Annotated in this window: 16 protein-coding genes; 11 read left to right on the top strand and 5 right to left on the bottom strand. The window is 54.9% G+C overall.

The features are described from left to right. Positions 1–9 precede the first annotated feature (9 nt). Positions 10–1,188, bottom strand: coding sequence for a low temperature requirement protein A (locus tag JOE25_RS15715; protein WP_209636654.1), 1,179 nt, complete (start codon positions 1,186–1,188; stop codon positions 10–12). Positions 1,189–1,496: 308 nt separating this feature from the next. On the opposite strand from JOE25_RS15715, the gene JOE25_RS15710 reads away from it, so the two are divergent. Together JOE25_RS15710 and JOE25_RS15705 are read left to right on the top strand one after the other, a co-directional pair. Continuing rightward, the gene (locus tag JOE25_RS15710; protein WP_209636653.1) at positions 1,497–1,781 is read left to right on the top strand and encodes a DUF1471 domain-containing protein; all 285 of its coding nucleotides are present in this window, start codon (positions 1,497–1,499) and stop codon (positions 1,779–1,781) included. A gap of 246 nt (positions 1,782–2,027) precedes the next feature. Then, positions 2,028–2,585, top strand: coding sequence for an rRNA adenine N-6-methyltransferase family protein (locus JOE25_RS15705; protein WP_209636651.1), 558 nt, complete (start codon positions 2,028–2,030; stop codon positions 2,583–2,585). On the opposite strand, the gene JOE25_RS15700 is transcribed toward JOE25_RS15705, so the two are convergent. Beyond that, a complete protein-coding gene (locus tag JOE25_RS15700; RefSeq protein WP_209636649.1) occupies positions 2,586–3,047 on the bottom strand; it encodes a GNAT family N-acetyltransferase in 462 nt (153 codons plus the stop codon). 220 nt (positions 3,048–3,267) lie between these two features. On the opposite strand from JOE25_RS15700, the gene JOE25_RS15695 reads away from it, so the two are divergent. The 4 genes from JOE25_RS15695 (at position 3,268) to aroL (ending at position 7,748) form a co-directional block, all read left to right on the top strand. Then, a complete protein-coding gene (locus JOE25_RS15695; RefSeq protein WP_209636646.1) occupies positions 3,268–4,383 on the top strand; it encodes an ABC transporter substrate-binding protein in 1,116 nt (371 codons plus the stop codon). Beyond that, on the top strand, positions 4,376–6,499 hold the full coding sequence (locus JOE25_RS15690; RefSeq protein ID WP_209636644.1) for a TonB-dependent siderophore receptor: 2,124 nt from the start codon (positions 4,376–4,378) through the stop codon (positions 6,497–6,499). The genes JOE25_RS15695 and JOE25_RS15690 overlap by 8 nt, the downstream gene beginning before the upstream one ends. A gap of 90 nt (positions 6,500–6,589) precedes the next feature. Continuing rightward, the gene (locus tag JOE25_RS15685) at positions 6,590–7,108 is read left to right on the top strand and encodes a GNAT family N-acetyltransferase (protein WP_209636643.1); all 519 of its coding nucleotides are present in this window, start codon (positions 6,590–6,592) and stop codon (positions 7,106–7,108) included. Positions 7,109–7,223: 115 nt separating this feature from the next. Beyond that, entirely contained in the window at positions 7,224–7,748 is a 525-nt protein-coding gene (gene aroL, locus JOE25_RS15680; RefSeq protein ID WP_037423282.1) for a shikimate kinase AroL, read from the top strand. A 109-nt stretch (positions 7,749–7,857) separates the two neighbouring features. On the opposite strand, the gene JOE25_RS15675 is transcribed toward aroL, so the two are convergent. Next, the gene (locus tag JOE25_RS15675) at positions 7,858–8,607 is read right to left on the bottom strand and encodes a helix-turn-helix transcriptional regulator (protein WP_209636641.1); all 750 of its coding nucleotides are present in this window, start codon (positions 8,605–8,607) and stop codon (positions 7,858–7,860) included. 101 nt (positions 8,608–8,708) lie between these two features. On the opposite strand from JOE25_RS15675, the gene JOE25_RS15670 reads away from it, so the two are divergent. From JOE25_RS15670 to ppnP, 3 genes are all read left to right on the top strand, one after another. After that, on the top strand, positions 8,709–9,113 hold the full coding sequence (locus JOE25_RS15670; RefSeq protein ID WP_209636638.1) for a nuclear transport factor 2 family protein: 405 nt from the start codon (positions 8,709–8,711) through the stop codon (positions 9,111–9,113). A gap of 46 nt (positions 9,114–9,159) precedes the next feature. Continuing rightward, the gene (locus JOE25_RS15665) at positions 9,160–9,360 is read left to right on the top strand and encodes a YaiA family protein (protein ID WP_209636636.1); all 201 of its coding nucleotides are present in this window, start codon (positions 9,160–9,162) and stop codon (positions 9,358–9,360) included. Positions 9,361–9,635: 275 nt separating this feature from the next. Beyond that, positions 9,636–9,926 carry a pyrimidine/purine nucleoside phosphorylase gene (ppnP, locus tag JOE25_RS15660; RefSeq protein ID WP_044548616.1) on the top strand — a complete coding sequence of 97 codons (291 nt, stop codon included), beginning with the start codon at positions 9,636–9,638 and terminating at the stop codon, positions 9,924–9,926. Between the two features lie 179 nt (positions 9,927–10,105). On the opposite strand, the gene rdgC is transcribed toward ppnP, so the two are convergent. Both rdgC and JOE25_RS15650 read right to left on the bottom strand, forming a co-directional pair. After that, on the bottom strand, positions 10,106–11,017 hold the full coding sequence (rdgC, locus tag JOE25_RS15655) for a recombination-associated protein RdgC (protein ID WP_006321205.1): 912 nt from the start codon (positions 11,015–11,017) through the stop codon (positions 10,106–10,108). Positions 11,018–11,105: 88 nt separating this feature from the next. Then, on the bottom strand, positions 11,106–13,718 hold the full coding sequence (locus tag JOE25_RS15650; protein ID WP_209636634.1) for an ATP-binding protein: 2,613 nt from the start codon (positions 13,716–13,718) through the stop codon (positions 11,106–11,108). A 141-nt stretch (positions 13,719–13,859) separates the two neighbouring features. Between JOE25_RS15650 and JOE25_RS15645 the strand changes: the two genes are divergently transcribed. After that, complete coding sequence (locus JOE25_RS15645; protein WP_209636632.1) at positions 13,860–15,380, top strand: sugar ABC transporter ATP-binding protein; 1,521 nt, start codon at positions 13,860–13,862, stop codon at positions 15,378–15,380. 32 nt (positions 15,381–15,412) lie between these two features. Then, complete coding sequence (locus tag JOE25_RS15640; protein ID WP_209636630.1) at positions 15,413–16,402, top strand: ribose ABC transporter permease; 990 nt, start codon at positions 15,413–15,415, stop codon at positions 16,400–16,402. Positions 16,403–16,501: the final 99 nt, after the last annotated feature.

The following is a 16,501-nucleotide window of genomic DNA, read 5'->3' as shown; positions in this document are numbered from 1 at the left end:
CCCCTGTTTTTATCCGTGAGTGCCGCTGACCTGCGGCGTCCTGCCTCGTGAAATGCTCTCCCACACCGCGACCGCCACCATAATCAACGTGGTCAAACCGTTCACCATCAGTAAATCGGTGAGGTAGGCGATTGGTGCCAGCACTGCCAGCGCAATGAGCCCCACCAGATGCGATAGGGGAAAGCGACGATAAACCAACCTTTTATACAAGGCGTTAGCGAACAGGTAGATTGCAGGACCGAGGAGCAGTACCGCTGCCGTAACGTTGTTAATATGGCCGTCAGGATGAGCAATCACCAGTTCGTTGGCGACGGCGCAAACGATGATGGCACCGACGAGTATCACGTGAACATAGTGGAAGTTGGCGCCCAGTTGGCCCGGGTTTTCCGCCTGGCTAATGGCGTGACTGCCGGCTTTGCTGCTGGTATCGAAATAAACCCACCACATCGCCAGGCTGCCGAGAAAGGCAACCAGCGAGGCAATCAGTACCGGTGGGTTCCAGGACGCCATTTCGCTAAGGGTCGAACCGGTAATCAGAATGGTTTCACCCAGCGCCACGATTACGAACAATTGGCAGCGCTCCGCCAGGTGATGGCCCTCGATAGTCCATTCGCTACTGCTGTCGGAACGACCGAGTACCGGCAAGCGGAAACCGAACATGGGCGAAACGTATTCGCACAATACGGCTATTGCCCACAGCAACAGCCGGTAGTTGCCTTCCGCCAACCCGCCCAGGATCCAGAACACCGCTGAAATGCACATCCAGCCAAGAATGCGGCGGAAATTTTGTTTTAATGGGTGGCCGATGGGCAGTAGATTTAAGATCACCAGTGAACGCCCAACCTGGATAGCCACGTAAAACAGTGCGAACAGCAGGCCACGCTCGCCAAACGCGTGTGGCAGCGCAGAAGAGGCGAACAACCCCAATAGCATGATGCCGAACAGCAGGATGCGGATAGGGCGGGTATCCGGGTTAAACCAGTTGGTGACCCAAGCGGTGTACTGCCAGGCCAGCCAGACGGCGAACCAAAGCAACAGCGTTTCGAGCGCGCCGGTCAGTGTCAGGTGGTGCAATAGATAGTGAGAGAGCTGGGTAACGGCAAAAACGTAAATCAGATCGAACAGCAGTTCTGAAAATGAAACCGAGGCACCATGGCCATCACGCACACGCAGTAAGGTTTGCGACATAGGGAGTCCTTCCATAATGATAACCTTCAGAAATAGCGTAGTTCAGTCGCGGGTGCTAAGAGAAGAATCTTAAAGATGAGGATTTTTATCGCATTTGGCCAAACGGACTTTTAATTGTCATCTGCCAGGGGTAGAGTGGCAACATTACCCCCGCGTTACCCAGCCAAAGACATATCTGCATGCACTTCCTCCTTATTTTCATCACAATGATTGATGTTCTTTACATTGGATTACGTCTGCTTTCATTGCCTGGTAGATAATTAACTCCACTGATACGAGAAAATAAACAAAAACATCTGGAGTTAATCATGAAACTATTACCTGGCATCGCAGCAGTTCTTTTGGCAGCCGCTTCATTTTCTTCATTTGCAGCGCCGCTGTCATCAGTAAAACAGGTGAATACTGAACAGGCCAGCAGCATGCAAAGCCTTGGTGTAGTGTCGGTTTCCGGCGTTAGTGGCTCTCCAGCCGATGCGGTTCACGCGCTGAAAGAAAAAGCGCAGGCGGATGGCGCCAGCAGTATTCGTATTATCGGGCTGGACACCCCGGGGGATTCCAGCAACTGGCGTGGTAATGCAGAAATATACCGTTAATCGCCTGGCAGTAAATAAACCTCGGTCACTGTAAAGGGTGGCCGATAAAACAAACGGCTGTGGAATATAATCTGACCGGTAATGCTGTTTATTGATTACCTGAAGATTATTTTCGCAGCCTTTTTTTATCTTTTCGTCTGTCGGTTGCATTTCATTACAACTGTGTCGGTGGTTTTAGGAAACATGTTAATGAATACTTAAGAAATTGAGTTCAGATTGGTGGCTACTCAACGTAAGGAGGCCCCAATGTTAAATGCGACACGGCTGCAACTGAAGAACCACTTTAGCTATCTCCAGCAGTTTATGGCTTCGCCGCGTACTGTCGGTACGCTGGCGCCTTCTTCCCCTTGGTTATGCCAGGCGATGCTGAATCAGATTGAATGGACCGGGGCACTGTCCATTGCAGAATTAGGCGCGGCTGACGGCGTGTTGACCAAGCGTATATTGGGACGTATGCGCGCCGATGCCTCGCTTGAGGCCTTTGAAATTCAATCTCATTTTGTGCATCAACTGCGGAAAATTGACGACCGTCGTTTGCAGGTAATGGACCGTTCCGCCGAAGAGATGGCCCGCGATTACGACGTGATATTCTCTTGCCTGCCCTTGTTATCCATCCCGCTTAAAATCAGTATTCGTATTTTGCAACAGGCGCAGCACTGCTTGCGCGCGCGCAATGGCACGCTGGTGTTGTTTCAATACAGCCATTTGTCGGAAAAGCTGTTGTCTCGCTATTTCCATTGGAAACGGCTACGGGTCGTCCGTAATTTCCCCCCGGCGTTGGTCTATATCTGCACGCCGCGTTAACTAAAGCCTTTTTTCCATCACTACCACGTCGCCGCCATATTGCTGGCGACGCTCAATGGTTTGCCAGCCCCAGCCTGAATACAACGCCTCGGATTTATCGGTAATCAGATGCAGGACAGGGTGGTTGCGCTGGCGCGCCAGTTGCACGATGGCCGCCTCCAGGCGCTGAGCGATACCTTGTCGTCTGTGGTCTGGATGAACAAATACGCCTGCCAGCCAAGGGGAAAGATCCATCCGGTGATGATCGTCACTTGGCCATAGGCTAGCCATACCCAGCGGGCATTCCCCCTCGAGCACCAACAGCGTGGTGTAGTCTTCACTGGGTTGTGCGCACTGTGCAAATCGTTGGCGCGTGCGTTCCAGCGAACCGCCACGCTGGGAGCCCCACTGACCAAATGCCCATGCGGCACAGACGTCGCTAAAATGGGGACATTCCACCAATGGGATAATACGTTGGGTCATCGTTGTTCCTCCTGGATTACCTGCCACGCTAGCCCACCTTTTATTGAATTATCGCCCGATTTTTTAACTTTATAAAACCGTATTTACAGCGGTTTTGCATGTATCAGCGGCGAAACAGCGTCATTCAGCGGATTTAGGCCGCCTGGCGCGGGTTGTGATTGAAAGTGTTAATGAGAGTGATTATCATGCGCGCATATTCTTACCTTGATCCGGCCTGTTCATGCGCAATCCCCTCGTTTTACTGCTGCTTTCTCTGTTGCTCGGCGTTTTTAGCGTTCAGGCGAAAATGGTGACTGACATTACCGGTCGTCAGGTCGAAGTGCCGGATAACCCGCAACGCATCGTGTTGGGCGAAAGCCGCATGTTGTATACGCTGGCGCTCTTGGAGCCGGGGAATCCCGCTCAGCGTATCGTCGGCTGGCCGGAAGACATGGCGCGTTTTGATGCGCAAAGCTGGCAGCTTTACACACAAAAGTTTCCGCAGATCAAAGCGATCCCTTCCATTAGCAAGGGGAATTTCCGCCAGGTTAATAGCGAAAACCTGATCAAGTTAAAGCCGGATCTGGTGATTCTCGCACGTTACGCGCGGGAAGAGGGTGACAGTGATTTGTTGCTCAATACGCTGAGTAAGGCCGGAATCGCCGTGATCTACGTCGATTTACGGGTCGACTTGCTGAATAACACCGTGCCGAGTGTCCGTTTGCTGGGGGAAGTTCTCAATCGTCAGCAGCGCGCGGAGCAGTTCATCAGCTTCTACCAGCAGCATATGGCGGTGATCCAGCAGCGATTGGCAGGCTACAAGGGGCCAAAACCCAAGGTAATGCTGCATTTGCACCTTGGGCGGCGTGAAACCTGTTGCACTACGGCGGCACATGGCAACCTCGGCGATCTGCTGGCTTTTGCCGGCGGGGACAATATCGCCAATGCCAGCATCAAAGGCGTTTATGGTGAGCTGAACCCGGAAACCATTTTGACCGCTAATCCCGATATCTATATTGCTACCGGCATGGCCGGGCCAGAGGGCAAGCGTTTTTCCGATCTGCGCCTTGGGCCCTTGGTCACCCAGAAGGAAGCTGACGAAAGCTTCCGGATGATCATGCAAAAGCAGCCGATGCTCGCCAACCTGAAAGCGGTAAAAAACCACCAGGCCTGGAGCATCTGGCACAACTTCTATCTCAGCCCTTACCACGTTGTGGCCGTTGAGATGTTCGCTAAAGCTTTCTACCCGGATCTGTTTGCAGACATCAACCCGCAGCAGACCTTTAAGCAGTTATATCAACAATTTTTGCCGTTACCTTTTTCAGGGACTTATTGGAGTCAGTTAAATAATGAATAACACCCAGCGTGGCTGGTGGTGCGCATTGCCTCTGGCGGCCTGTGCATCGGCCCCGGCGTTCAGCGTCGACAAAACAGCAGAAAAGAGTGAAACCCTGGTGGTGGTGGGTCAACCACCATCGGATGGTGTAAAAAGCTACCAGCCGCTGACAAGCGTGACCGGCACCCGTAGCGAAACCTCTCTGCTGAACGTGCCGCAGGCTATCGACGTTGTCCCGCAACAAGTGATTACCGATCAGGCTGTCAGCAGCCTGGACGAGGCGCTGTATAACGTCAGCGGCATCACACAGGCAAACACGTTGGGAGGCACCCAGGACGCGGTAATGAAACGTGGCTTTGGCGATAACCGCGATGGCTCCATTCTGCGCGACGGCGTGCGTTCGGTTCAGGCACGCAACTTTACCCCGACCACTGAGCGGGTTGAGGTATTGAAAGGTCCGGCATCTATGCTATACGGCATGGGCGAGCCGGGCGGGATGATCAATATGATCACCAAAAAGCCGCAGTTGCAGCAGCACACGCATGTGGAAGGGGGGGGCAGCAGCTTTAAAGGCGGCGGCGGCCAGTTAGACGTTACCGGGCCGCTGGGCACCTCTGGTTTTGCCTATCGGATGATTGTCGATCACGATGAAACCGATTACTGGCGCAATTTTGGACGCAATCGCCAAACGGTGATTGCGCCTTCGTTGATGTGGTACGGCGAAAGCACCACGGTGCGTGTGGCTTACGAACATATGGAATACTTGGTGCCCTTTGATCGCGGGACCATCATTGATTCACGCACTGGCAAGCCGGTGAATACGCCGCGCGATCGCCGTTTTGACGAAAGCTATAACGCCACGCGGGGCGATCAGGACAGCGTTACGCTGCAGGTCGATCAGGTACTGAATGAAAGCTGGAAAAGCTCGCTGACCTACGCTTACAGCCGCAATAGCTACAGCGATAATCAGGCACGTGCGCTGGCGCTGAACCCTGATACGGGGGTGTTGTCGCGCCAGGCCGACTCTACGGCCCATGCTGTCAGCCATGCCAACGCGGTACAGCTGACGTTCAATGGCGACGTCGATTGGGGCAAAACCAACCACCAGATGCTATTCGGGTTTGATTTTGAAGATAACCGCACCTACCGCGGCGACATGATTCGCGGCAAAAAGAACAGCGATTTCAACATCTATAATCCGGTGTATGGCCTGATGCCGACCTCGAATGCCGTCAGCGCCAAAGACAGCGATCAGCGTGAAAACCTCACCAGTTATGGCTGGTTTATGCAGGATTCTATCCAACTGACCGAAAAGTGGTTGGTGATGGGTGGCTTGCGCTATGACGCCTTTGACGTTTTCGCCGGGAAAGGGCGGCCCTTTGTCACCAATACCGACAGTTCCGACAGCAAGCTGATACCGCGTGCCGGGGTGGTCTACAAGCTGACGCCGAATGTCTCGCTGTACAGCAGTTACACCGAATCTTTCAAGCCGAACTCTTCCATTGCCAGCCAGATTGGTTCGCTGCCACCGGAACAAGGCAAGGCCTGGGAAGTGGGGAGCAAGGTTGAGTTGCCAAAGGGTATTACCGGCACGCTGGCGCTGTTTGACATCACTAAACGCAACGTGATGGTCAACGAATTGGTAAATGGTGAAACCGTCACCCGCACTGCAGGACGTGTGCGTTCTCAGGGCGTGGAGTTGGATGTTGCAGGCAACATTACCGATTCGTTGAGCCTGATCGGTTCTTATGCTTATACCGATGCGCGGGTAGTGGATGATCCCGACAACAAAGGCAAAGAAATGACCAACGTGGCGCGTCATACTGCCTCGCTGTTTATGACCCAGGATCTGGGATCAACGGGGCTATACAGCGGAGATAACGTGCGCGTGGGTGCAGGTGCACGCTATGTGGGGCGCCGCCCTGGTGATGCCGCCAACAGTTTTAATCTCGACAACTACACTGTTGCCGACGCTTTTGCTGCTTACACTCTACCGGTGAAGGGTTACCAGGTGAAATGGCAGTTAAACGTGAAGAACCTGTTCGACAAAACCTATTACCCGTCCAGCGGTGGCAATTTGCGCGTTGCGGTGGGAGAACCACGTGAAGTGGTGCTGCGTGCCAGCGTCGACTTCTGATTTTACGCACAGGAATGTCTGCCCGGCGGCCGGTATCTGCCGCCGGGTAAATCTGATTAAATAGCCGGCCCTGACGTTAAGGAGAACCCGATGAGCCTGCAAATCCGTTTAGCGCAGCCGCAGGATATCGCTCAGTTGATCGCCGTTGAGCGCTCGGCGGCGCAGCTGTTTCATCAACAGCCTGCCTGGCGTTTTATCGCCGAAGGCCCGGTGATGAGTTCAGAACAGCATGCTGATTTTATTCAGCGGCAACACGAATGGCTGGTTGAAGGCGCGTCAGGAGAGGTCGCCGGCTTTATTGCCGTCATACCGCAATCACAGGATTGGCATATCGCCGAGCTGTCGGTAGCCGCCAATTGGCAGCGCCAGGGCATTGGCCGACGTTTGATCGCGGAGGTTGCAGCACAGGCGGCATTGCAAGGCGCACAGCGTTTGACGTTGACGACTTTTATTGATGTGCCCTGGAACGCACCCTATTACCAGCGCCTTGGGTTCAGGCCGATCGCCGCCCAGCAACTCAGTGCGTCATTGAAGCATCAGTTGGCTGAAGACAGTGCGCAGGGTTTTGCTGCGGACAGCCGCTGTGCCATGGAATTTACACTGTCGTAAATATTGAAATACAGGCTGATGGCGGTATGATGCAGCAACTACGCCATCGCACGATCTGCACGCCAGATTCTGGCATGCAAACGCAATCACGTCACCGTATAAGGGACAACCCGTAATGACACAAACCATTTTCATGGTCGGCGCTCGCGGAGCCGGTAAAACCACGGTGGGCAATGCACTGGCGTTGGCGCTGGGCTATCAATTCATCGATACCGATCTGTTTATGCAGCAGACCACGCAGATGAGCGTGGCGGAAATGGTCGAAAAAGAAGGCTGGCTGGGGTTTCGCCGCCGTGAAAGCATCGCGCTGCAAACCGTGACGCAACCGTCAACTGTAGTTGCCACCGGCGGTGGTGCAATCCTGGCAGAAGAGAACCGCCGCTTTATGCGTCAGCACGGCACGGTGATTTACCTGCGCTCGCCGGCTGACGTACTGGCACAACGACTGGAAGAATACCCACAAGACGCACAGCGCCCAACCTTGACCGGCCGTCCTATTGCCGAAGAGATGTTGGAAGTGTTGGCCGCTCGCGAAGCCTTGTATCAGGAAGCTGCGCATTACGTGATGGACGGTACCGGCAACCCACAACAGGTGGTGGCTCAGATCCTCGCCGCGTTACAGCGTGAAACGGTAAAGTAATACCTAAAGGGTACGTGCGGGCACACTAGGCTGTGCCCGATTCTCTGCATTTCCCCTGCTTTCCCCCGTGTCGAACCGCCTCACGCGTCTGAGTGTTGGGATGAGGACACTACGAGTGTGCCTGATCGGCTGGGTGCGCTGTAAAATACAGCCCCGGCGTGATGCCAAAACGTTGACGGAAAGCGGCAATGTAGGCACTGACATTCTCGTAACCGTAGTCGCCGGCGATCCGATTGACGGACTCGCCGCGCGACAATGGCTCCAGCGAGCGGATCACCCGGGCTTGTTGGCGCCAGCGGGCGAAAGTGACGCCAGTTTCGCCAATAAAACGGCGGCTCAGGGTGCGGACGCTCAGTCCGGCCCAGGCAGCCCATTCAATCTGGCTCCGGTTGTCAGCAGGATCGTTCAGCAGTGCACGCGCAATTTTCAACAACCGCGCGTCCTGCGGTAGCGGCAGTTGGAGCGGGGCGCTTTCCTGAGCACGGACTTCATCTAACAATACATGCAATAGCCGCCGCTGCGGCGCGTTCAACTTTTGCCCGGCGAAGGGCGTTATGCGTTCCACAAGCGCCTGAATCAACCCGGAGGCGGTACTTAGCCGGGGTTGTTCAGGTAATCCGCCACAGTAAGCTTCCGGCACATATAGGCTCCAGCCTGCTACGTTGCCGCACGCCACCGCCTGATGTGCGCAATGAGGGGGCAGCCAGCCAATATTACCCGCGGTCATTGCCCATTGCCGCTCGTGGGTTTCCAGTGCGATCATGCCATGGGTTAACAAATAGATTTGCCCCTCGGTATGTTGATGCCAAGGCGTCAGGTGTTTTTTCTCATGCCAGAGTCGCTCGCTTTGCAGGATCATATTGATTGGCCGATTTACAGTATAAAAAGTCCCAGTGCGCTTATTATGCCACGCTCTGGTCGCGCTATGATCTCCGCTTCATTCAATTCTGGAGATTGCTGATGACCTTGAAGACCCCAGCCGCCATTGTGCTCGACGCCTTGCAGCAGGTGGTTGCTACCCCGCAGCACCAACCCGCACTGATCGCTGAATTCTTCCATGCGGATTACCACCAGCAGGTGGATGGTAAAACGCTCGATTATTCGCAGTTTGTACAACATATGGCGTTGCTGAAGCAGCTCACCCGTAGCATGACATTGGTGTTTGTCGCGGTTGCCGGGCAGGGCGACGCGGTGTTGACGCACCATCTGGTACGGGTGGAAAAACGCGATGGCGGCAGTAGCTTGGTCAAGGTGCTGGCGCATTTCACTGTGCGTGACGGAAAAATCAGCGCCTGCGATGAACTGACGCAATTGCTGGAGGGGGAGCACGGCGATCGCGACCTGGGGTCATGCGTGTCGGTCTAAATAGCGCTGCTATACTTAAGCTTGTGGAATCACAGGGGAGATGAGCATGCGCGAAAATGACCGACCTGGCTATCCGAGAACCGCCCGAGTGGTCGCCGTTGACCGGGGCGATCCGAGCTTGCATATGCACCGTTTTGAGGTGCGTACCGATGACATTGAGCCGAACACGCTGCTCAGTGAGCATCCTACCGAGCAGGAAGCGCTTGATGCCAAGCATCGCTACGAAGATCCTACGCTGGAAGATTAATCGACATCCCCAGAAGCCGGCGCAAGGCCGGTTTCTTTATTCATTTTTTTTGCTAATTGACTGATTAAAATAGCGAATAAAGTTGTATGCCACTTTCTGAATCTGGTATGCGGTGCCTTTTGAAGCCAGGATGCAGAATGGCTATCTGGCACATCTCCACTCTGCAGAACTTTACTCTGCGTCTCGATCGCATTTCGCGTGAAAAACCAGTGACAGATCAACCTTAATCCCCCAATATGGATTCCCCATAAAGTTGATTACGCGGGTGCCAGTCTATGCTGAAAGTGAACGAGTATTTTGCCGGAAAAGTGAAGTCTATCGGTTTCGATAGTAGCAGCATCGGCCTTACCAGCGTCGGTGTTATGGAAGAGGGAGAGTACACCTTCAGCACCGCCCAGCCGGAAGAAATGACCGTAATTACCGGCGCGTTGAAAGTGTTGTTGCCGGGCTCGCCGGATTGGCAGGTATTTATGCCGGGTGAGAAGTTCTTCGTACCGGGCCACAGTGAGTTCAACCTGCAGGTTGCCGATGCAACGGCCTATCTGTGCCGCTACTTAAGTAAATAATCCTACCCTTTACTTGACGCCGCAGCGCTGTTGGCCGCGCGCACTCACCCCAGTCACTTACTTGCGTAAGTCCCTGGGGTTCTCGCACTTGCCACCTGGCTGCAACTCAAATTAATTTGGGTAGGTTGTTTATTTGGCAAAAGCTGCGCATCTGGAGCAAAGGCGCAGTTTTTGCAGGCTCAACGCTGGGCTTCGCCACCCAGAGCTTCGATGGTGTTCTTGATTAACGCCGCCAGCTCGCTGGTCATCAGGATGAAGTCGGCGTCAAAACGCTGGGCAAAATCGTCACGATCGATGTCGTCATTCTGCTCGCGCAGCGCATCAGCAAACTTCAGACGTTTCAACGAGCCGTCGTCCGCCAGGACCAGTTGAATGCGTTCTTGCCAGTCAACCGCCAGTTTGGTCACCAGCTTGCCGGCTTCAATGTGCACCGCAATCTCATCGCTGATCAGGTTCTGTTTTTTGCAGCGAATAACGCCGCCATCTTCCAGAATTGCCTTCAGTTCCGCTTCGTCCTGAATGATAAAGCCCGCAGGCAGTTCGCCGGAGCGTACCCATTCAGTCAGCGTCAGTTCAATTGGGCTTTCCATGGTCAACGGCACCACGGGCAGAGAACCCAGGCTTTTGCGCAACAGCGCGAGTGTATCTTCCGCACGCTTGGCGCTGGCAGCATCAACCATGATCAGATCGTTGACGGTGTCTATCCACATAAACGTTTGGTTAAAGCGGCTGAAGGCACGCGGCAGCAGGCTGTGCAGCACTTCGTCTTTCAGTGCGTCTTTCTCGGTTTTCTTCAGTTTACGGTGTTGCTCACCTTCCAGGCGTTCAATTTTGGCCTGCAACTCTTGCTTGATGACCGGCGACGGCAGGATTTTTTCTTCCTTGCGCGCACAGATGACGATCTGGCCATTCACTGCATGCGTCAATGCGTCGCTGTGCGAGCCCATCGGGGAGACCCAGCCGGTTTTCGCCATGTCCTGGCTGCCGCACGGGGTGAAAGCAAAGGCGCTGAGCTGTTTTTCCATTTCATCCGCGTTTAGCGCAACTTCGCGGCTCAAACGGTAAACCATCAAATTCTTAAACCACAGCATAATGTTATCCCTGGCTGGGCGTGCATCTGGCACGCTTATTCATCAAAAGCAGGGCGGCATAATAACGAATCAGAGGCGAAAAATCGCCTCATTCCCTCTCAATTGCGTCGTCGACCGCGTTTGAACGACGTGCCCGTTGCAACGCCATCGCCAGCTGACGCTGGCTGAAAGGCTTGCGCAGCAATTCCACATTAGGCAGCGTGTCTTCGTGGTTTCGACGTATATCCTGACCGCTGATCAACAAGGCCGTGATGCGCGGATTAATCTCTCGCGCCAGCCCAATCACCTGTGCGCCGTCCAGCTCGCCCGGTAACATCAGGTCGCTTATCAGTACGCCGATATCCGACGTCTGACGTAACAGCGCCAGTGCTTCATGGCTGTCCGCACAGTCCAGCGTCAGGTAGCCGAGCTGGTGTAGATGTTCACACAACGTATAGCGCACGTCGTTTTCATCTTCCAATACCAGTACCAGGTTGCCGCTGTCGTCATCTTCCTCGGTTGGCAGGGCCGGTGCGTCTATCAGTGCTGGCGTAGGCGCTCGTGGCAACTGCAAGCGCACCAGTGTCCCTTGGCCCGGAGTGGTTTCAATCTGTACCCGGCCACCTGACTGGCGAACAAACCCGTATACCATCGACAGCCCCAGTCCACTGCCGCTGCCCACGGCCTTGGTGGTGAAGAAGGGTTCGAACACCTGCGCTTTGACCTCTTCCGACATACCACAGCCGGTGTCGATCACCTCTAACGTCACCATGTCCTGTTTCTTGCCGCCGCTGCGCACCACGCGTTGGTTGTAGGTCCTGATCTTCACTATGCCGCTGCGGCCCTCCATGGCGTCGCGGGCGTTGACCACCAGATTGATCAGCGCATTTTCTAACTGGTTAGCATCAACCCACGCCGGCCAGCCGGGATGCTGAGACTCAATGACCAGGGACAGCGTCGTGGGCAGTGAATGACGTAGCAACTCCTGCAGATTTTCTACCAGCAGGTGAAGCGTGATGGCCTGCGGGTGCAGTGCCTGTTTACGAGAGAACGCCAGCAGTCGCTGGGTGAGCTGTGCCCCGCGTTCGGCAGCCTTCAGTGCGCGAGCGATGCGTTGCTCAGTCTGTGCGTCCTGTGTCTGCTGGGTCGTCAGCTCCAAACTGCCGATAATTACCGCCAACAGGTTATTAAAATCATGCGCCAATCCGCCGGTGAGTTGGCCGACTGCTTTCATTTTTTGACTGTGCAACAGTGCTTCTTCCAACGCTTTACGCTCGGTACGCTCCAGCACCACGTTGACCACGCCACGGTTTGGTACCGGGCTAAAACGCAGCTCGACGGTGCGCCCATCGCTCAGCCTTAGCTCCTGCGGTTGCGGCAGTTCGCTGGAGAGGTTGGCCAACACCGCATCCCAACGCTGGCCGGCCGGAGGCGTCACGTGTTGCAGCAGCTCGCGGTAGTGTTGTCCCCGGTGTAATTGGTGTTCGTTTAATCCCAACAGGAGAGGATATTGCGGGTTCCACACGACCAATTGACCGTCGTTATCAAAGAGTGCGAAGCCGTCGCGCATCGCCAGAAACGTGGTTTCCAACTGGGTGCTTTTCTCTTTCAACAGGCGGGAAGTCTGTTCGAGTGAGGCGGTATTACGTGCAAAAACGTTGAATGCGCGTGCCAGTTCGCCCAATTCATCGCGGCGTTGCAGCGCGGGTACGCTGACATCGCGCTCACCCCGTGCCAACCGCGTCATGGCGTTAGCAATTGCGGTCAGGTTCGAGCCGAGGTTGCGGTAGATATACAACCCGGCGAAACCGGTAATCACCAGCGCCAGCAGCGCAAACAGGCCGATAAATACGCTGATGGAACTGAGTTCATGGTGCGTTTGGTGGGTACGTAGCTCCGATTCGTCCGCCACTTTCTGTACGTAAAGATTGATATCATCGTTGAGCATCGCGACTAACGCTTTGATATGGTAGGTGTAATAGGCTAGGGCGAGATCGCTTTGCTCCAACTCCAGTGTTTCAGGCAGCAACCGTTGTTCATTGTCCCGAAATTGCCGCATTTTCTCATCCACCAACGCATCTGGGCTGTTTTGCGGCCAGTAGGCCATCACGCTATCGAGCTGTTGGGCTGCTGCCTTGGGCGTTGGGGTTTGAATGGCAATGGCCAGCAGCCGATCAATTTGGCTCAGAAGCGGCTGCGAAGGTTGGTTCAGGTTATGGCGTTGGTTAAGGCTGGCGATATGCCGCAGCGTGCTTTGTGACTGATACAGGCCGCTGAGAAGAATATTGCGTTGTAAATGCCGCGCGTGCCCGAGATCCAGCATGCGGGTCACACTGGTTTCCAACGCGTTACTGCGGCTGATGATGCGTTTGACCAGGGCCGGTTCACTGTGTGCCAGGGGTGCTTCTGCCAACCGACTGAGTGAAGCCTGTAGCGCCAGCTGAGTCTGTTTCAGTCGAGCGGATTCGCTTTGGTACTCCAGCGCGCCAACCACTTGCGAAAGCCGAATCGCGGCGGTCGCCACGTTTGACGTGTCCCGGCTTAACGCCATACTGCCGTTCATCTCTTTCAGCGTCTGCGCCTGCACCTGTTCCTGCAGCTTGCCCGCATGGTTAAAACCGACGATTGCCACCCCACTGACCATGAGCGTCACCGCCACAACCAGCAGGTTGAACATCAGCAAGCGCCCACGAGCACCGGCAAGGAAAGGCAATCTGCGCATCGTATCTCCCGTAACTGACTGTTCGCAGTATAGATCCCCGTTTCATTAACAATATGACAAAGATGAATGGACGCTGACATTTTGCATTTATTTATGCGTGGTTAACTGCTCTCAATCCGAACCCTAACCTGAGGTATGACGATGAGCGCGATCCCGATTCTGGAAATGCACAACATCGCCAAGCGTTTTGGTCAGTTTTATGCGCTTAAAGGCGTCAATCTGACGGTATATCGCGGGGAAATTCACGCGTTGATGGGGGAAAACGGTGCAGGTAAAAGTACCTTAATGAAAATATTGGCCGGCGCTTATATCGCCAGCAGCGGGGAAATTTTTATCGATGGGCAGCCGTTCGCCATTAAAGGGCCAAAAGATGCCCTGGCAGCAGGCATCACGCTGATTTATCAGGAAATGAACCTTGCACCGAACTTGACGGTGGCAGAGAACATATTTCTGGGCAGCGAGATCCAGCGCGGTGGCCTGGTAAAACGCGGACAGATGTTGCTGGACGCGCAGAAGGTGATCGATCGTTTGGGGGCTCAGTTCAGCGCCGGCGATCGGGTGATGAAATTAACCATCGCCGAGCAGCAACAGGTGGAAATTGCCCGTGCGCTGCATCGCAACAGCCGCATCCTGGTTATGGATGAGCCGACGGCGGCGCTTTCTTCACGTGAGACGCAGCGATTGTTCGAGCTGATCAAGCGCCTGCGTGATGAGGGCATGGCGATTATTTACATCAGCCATCGCATGGCGGAAGTGTATGAACTGTCGGACCGCGTCAGTGTCCTGCGCGACGGCCAATATGTCGGTAGCCTGATGCGCGACAAACTGTCCGCCAGCGAATTGGTGCGCATGATGGTGGGCCGCCCATTAAGTGATTTGTTCAATAAGGAACCGGGCATTGCGGTGGGCGAACCACGCCTGACGCTGCACGGCCTGACCGATGGCAAGAAGGTGAAACCCGTCAGCCTGCAAGTGCGCGCCGGTGAAATTGTTGGCCTTGCCGGGTTGGTGGGCGCCGGGCGATCCGAACTGGCTCAGCTGATATTTGGCGTGCGCAAGGCCAGTGGTGGCACGGTGGAGATTGACGGCACGTTGGCCAATATCCATTCACCGCGCGATGCCATTGCCCTGGGTATCGGTTTTCTTACGGAAAACCGCAAAGAGCAGGGGTTATTCCTCGATCTGGCAGCGCATGAAAATATCGTCATGGCGACACTGGAACGTGACGGCCGCTATGGCCTGCTCAATCGCCGCAAGGCACAGCGTATTTCCAGTGACGCTATCAGCTTGTTGAATATCCGCGTGCCGCATGCCCAGGTACGTGCCGGTGGGCTGTCCGGCGGCAACCAGCAAAAGCTGCTGATTTCACGCTGGGTGGCGATCGGCCCGCGCATTCTGATCCTCGACGAACCGACGCGCGGCGTTGACGTCGGTGCCAAAAGCGAAATTTACCGCATCATGAGCCAGATGGCACAGCAGGGTGTGGCGATCCTGATGATCTCCAGTGAACTGCCTGAAGTGGTCGGTATGAGCGACCGGGTCTACGTGATGCACGAAGGCAGCATCGTTGGGGAACTGAACGGCGGTGATATCAGCCAGGAAAATATTATGGCGCTGGCAACCGGCGTCGACTCCCCTCAGCCGCAGGTGACAACCGCATGAATAATTCTATCCCCACGCTCAAGGAGCCTGCCATGACATCAAATTCGCTGCCGCCAGGTGCAAAGAACCCTACGCTAAAACGGGCATTACTGGGCGATATGATGCAAACCGTCGGTATCTTGCCGATATTGATCTTGATCGTTGCCGTTTTCGGTTTTGTTGCGCCAAACTTTTTTACCGATGCCAACCTACTGAATATCGCCCGGCAGGCGTCAATTAACATCGTATTGGCGGCGGGCATGACCTTTATCATCCTGACCGGCGGTATCGATCTCTCGGTCGGTTCGATGCTGGGCACCACGGCAGTGGTGGCAATGGCCGTCTCATTGATGCCGGGCTTCGCCGGAATGTCAATTCCGCTGGCGCTTCTGGCCGGCTTGGGCATGGGGTTGTTTAACGGTTTCTTGGTGGCCTACGCCGGTTTGCCGCCGTTTATCGTCACGCTCGGGACCTATACCGCACTGCGTGGTGCCGCTTATTTGCTGGCAGACGGTACCACCATTATCAACTCCAATATCAGTTTTGAATGGATCGGCAATGCTTATCTGGGGCCGATCCCTTGGCTGGTGATCATCGCTTTTGCCGTCATTGCGCTGTGCTGGTTTATCCTGCGCCGCACCACGCTGGGCGTACACATCTATGCCGTGGGCGGCAACATCCAGGCGGCACGTCTGACCGGGATCAAGGTGGGTGCGGTGCTGCTGTTCGTCTACGGTATGAGCGGTTTGCTGTCAGGGCTGGGGGGGATAATGAGTGCCTCACGGCTTTACAGCGCCAACGGCAATCTCGGTATGGGCTATGAGCTGGATGCGATTGCTGCGGTGATCCTCGGCGGTACCAGCTTTGTCGGCGGCATTGGCACCATTACCGGCACGCTGGTGGGGGCGCTGATTATCGCTACCCTCAACAACGGCATGACGCTGATGGGGGTCTCTTACTTCTGGCAATTAGTGATCAAAGGGGCCGTCATCATCATCGCGGTACTGATCGATAAATACCGCACCCGTAATTATCAACACTAATACCCGTTGTCTTTCAAGCGACAGCCATGCTGGCTGCAGCTTGAAAACCCTAGAGCAAGTTTGAGTGAGTGAGAGAAATCAGTTGGTTAGCGCCCACCG

Origin of the sequence: Serratia sp. PL17 (assembly GCF_017832355.1) — a bacterium.
Taxonomy (GTDB): Bacteria; Pseudomonadota; Gammaproteobacteria; order Enterobacterales; family Enterobacteriaceae; genus Serratia.
Note: the sequence above shows the minus strand (reverse complement) of the source record. Positions and strands in the feature narration are given on the sequence as shown.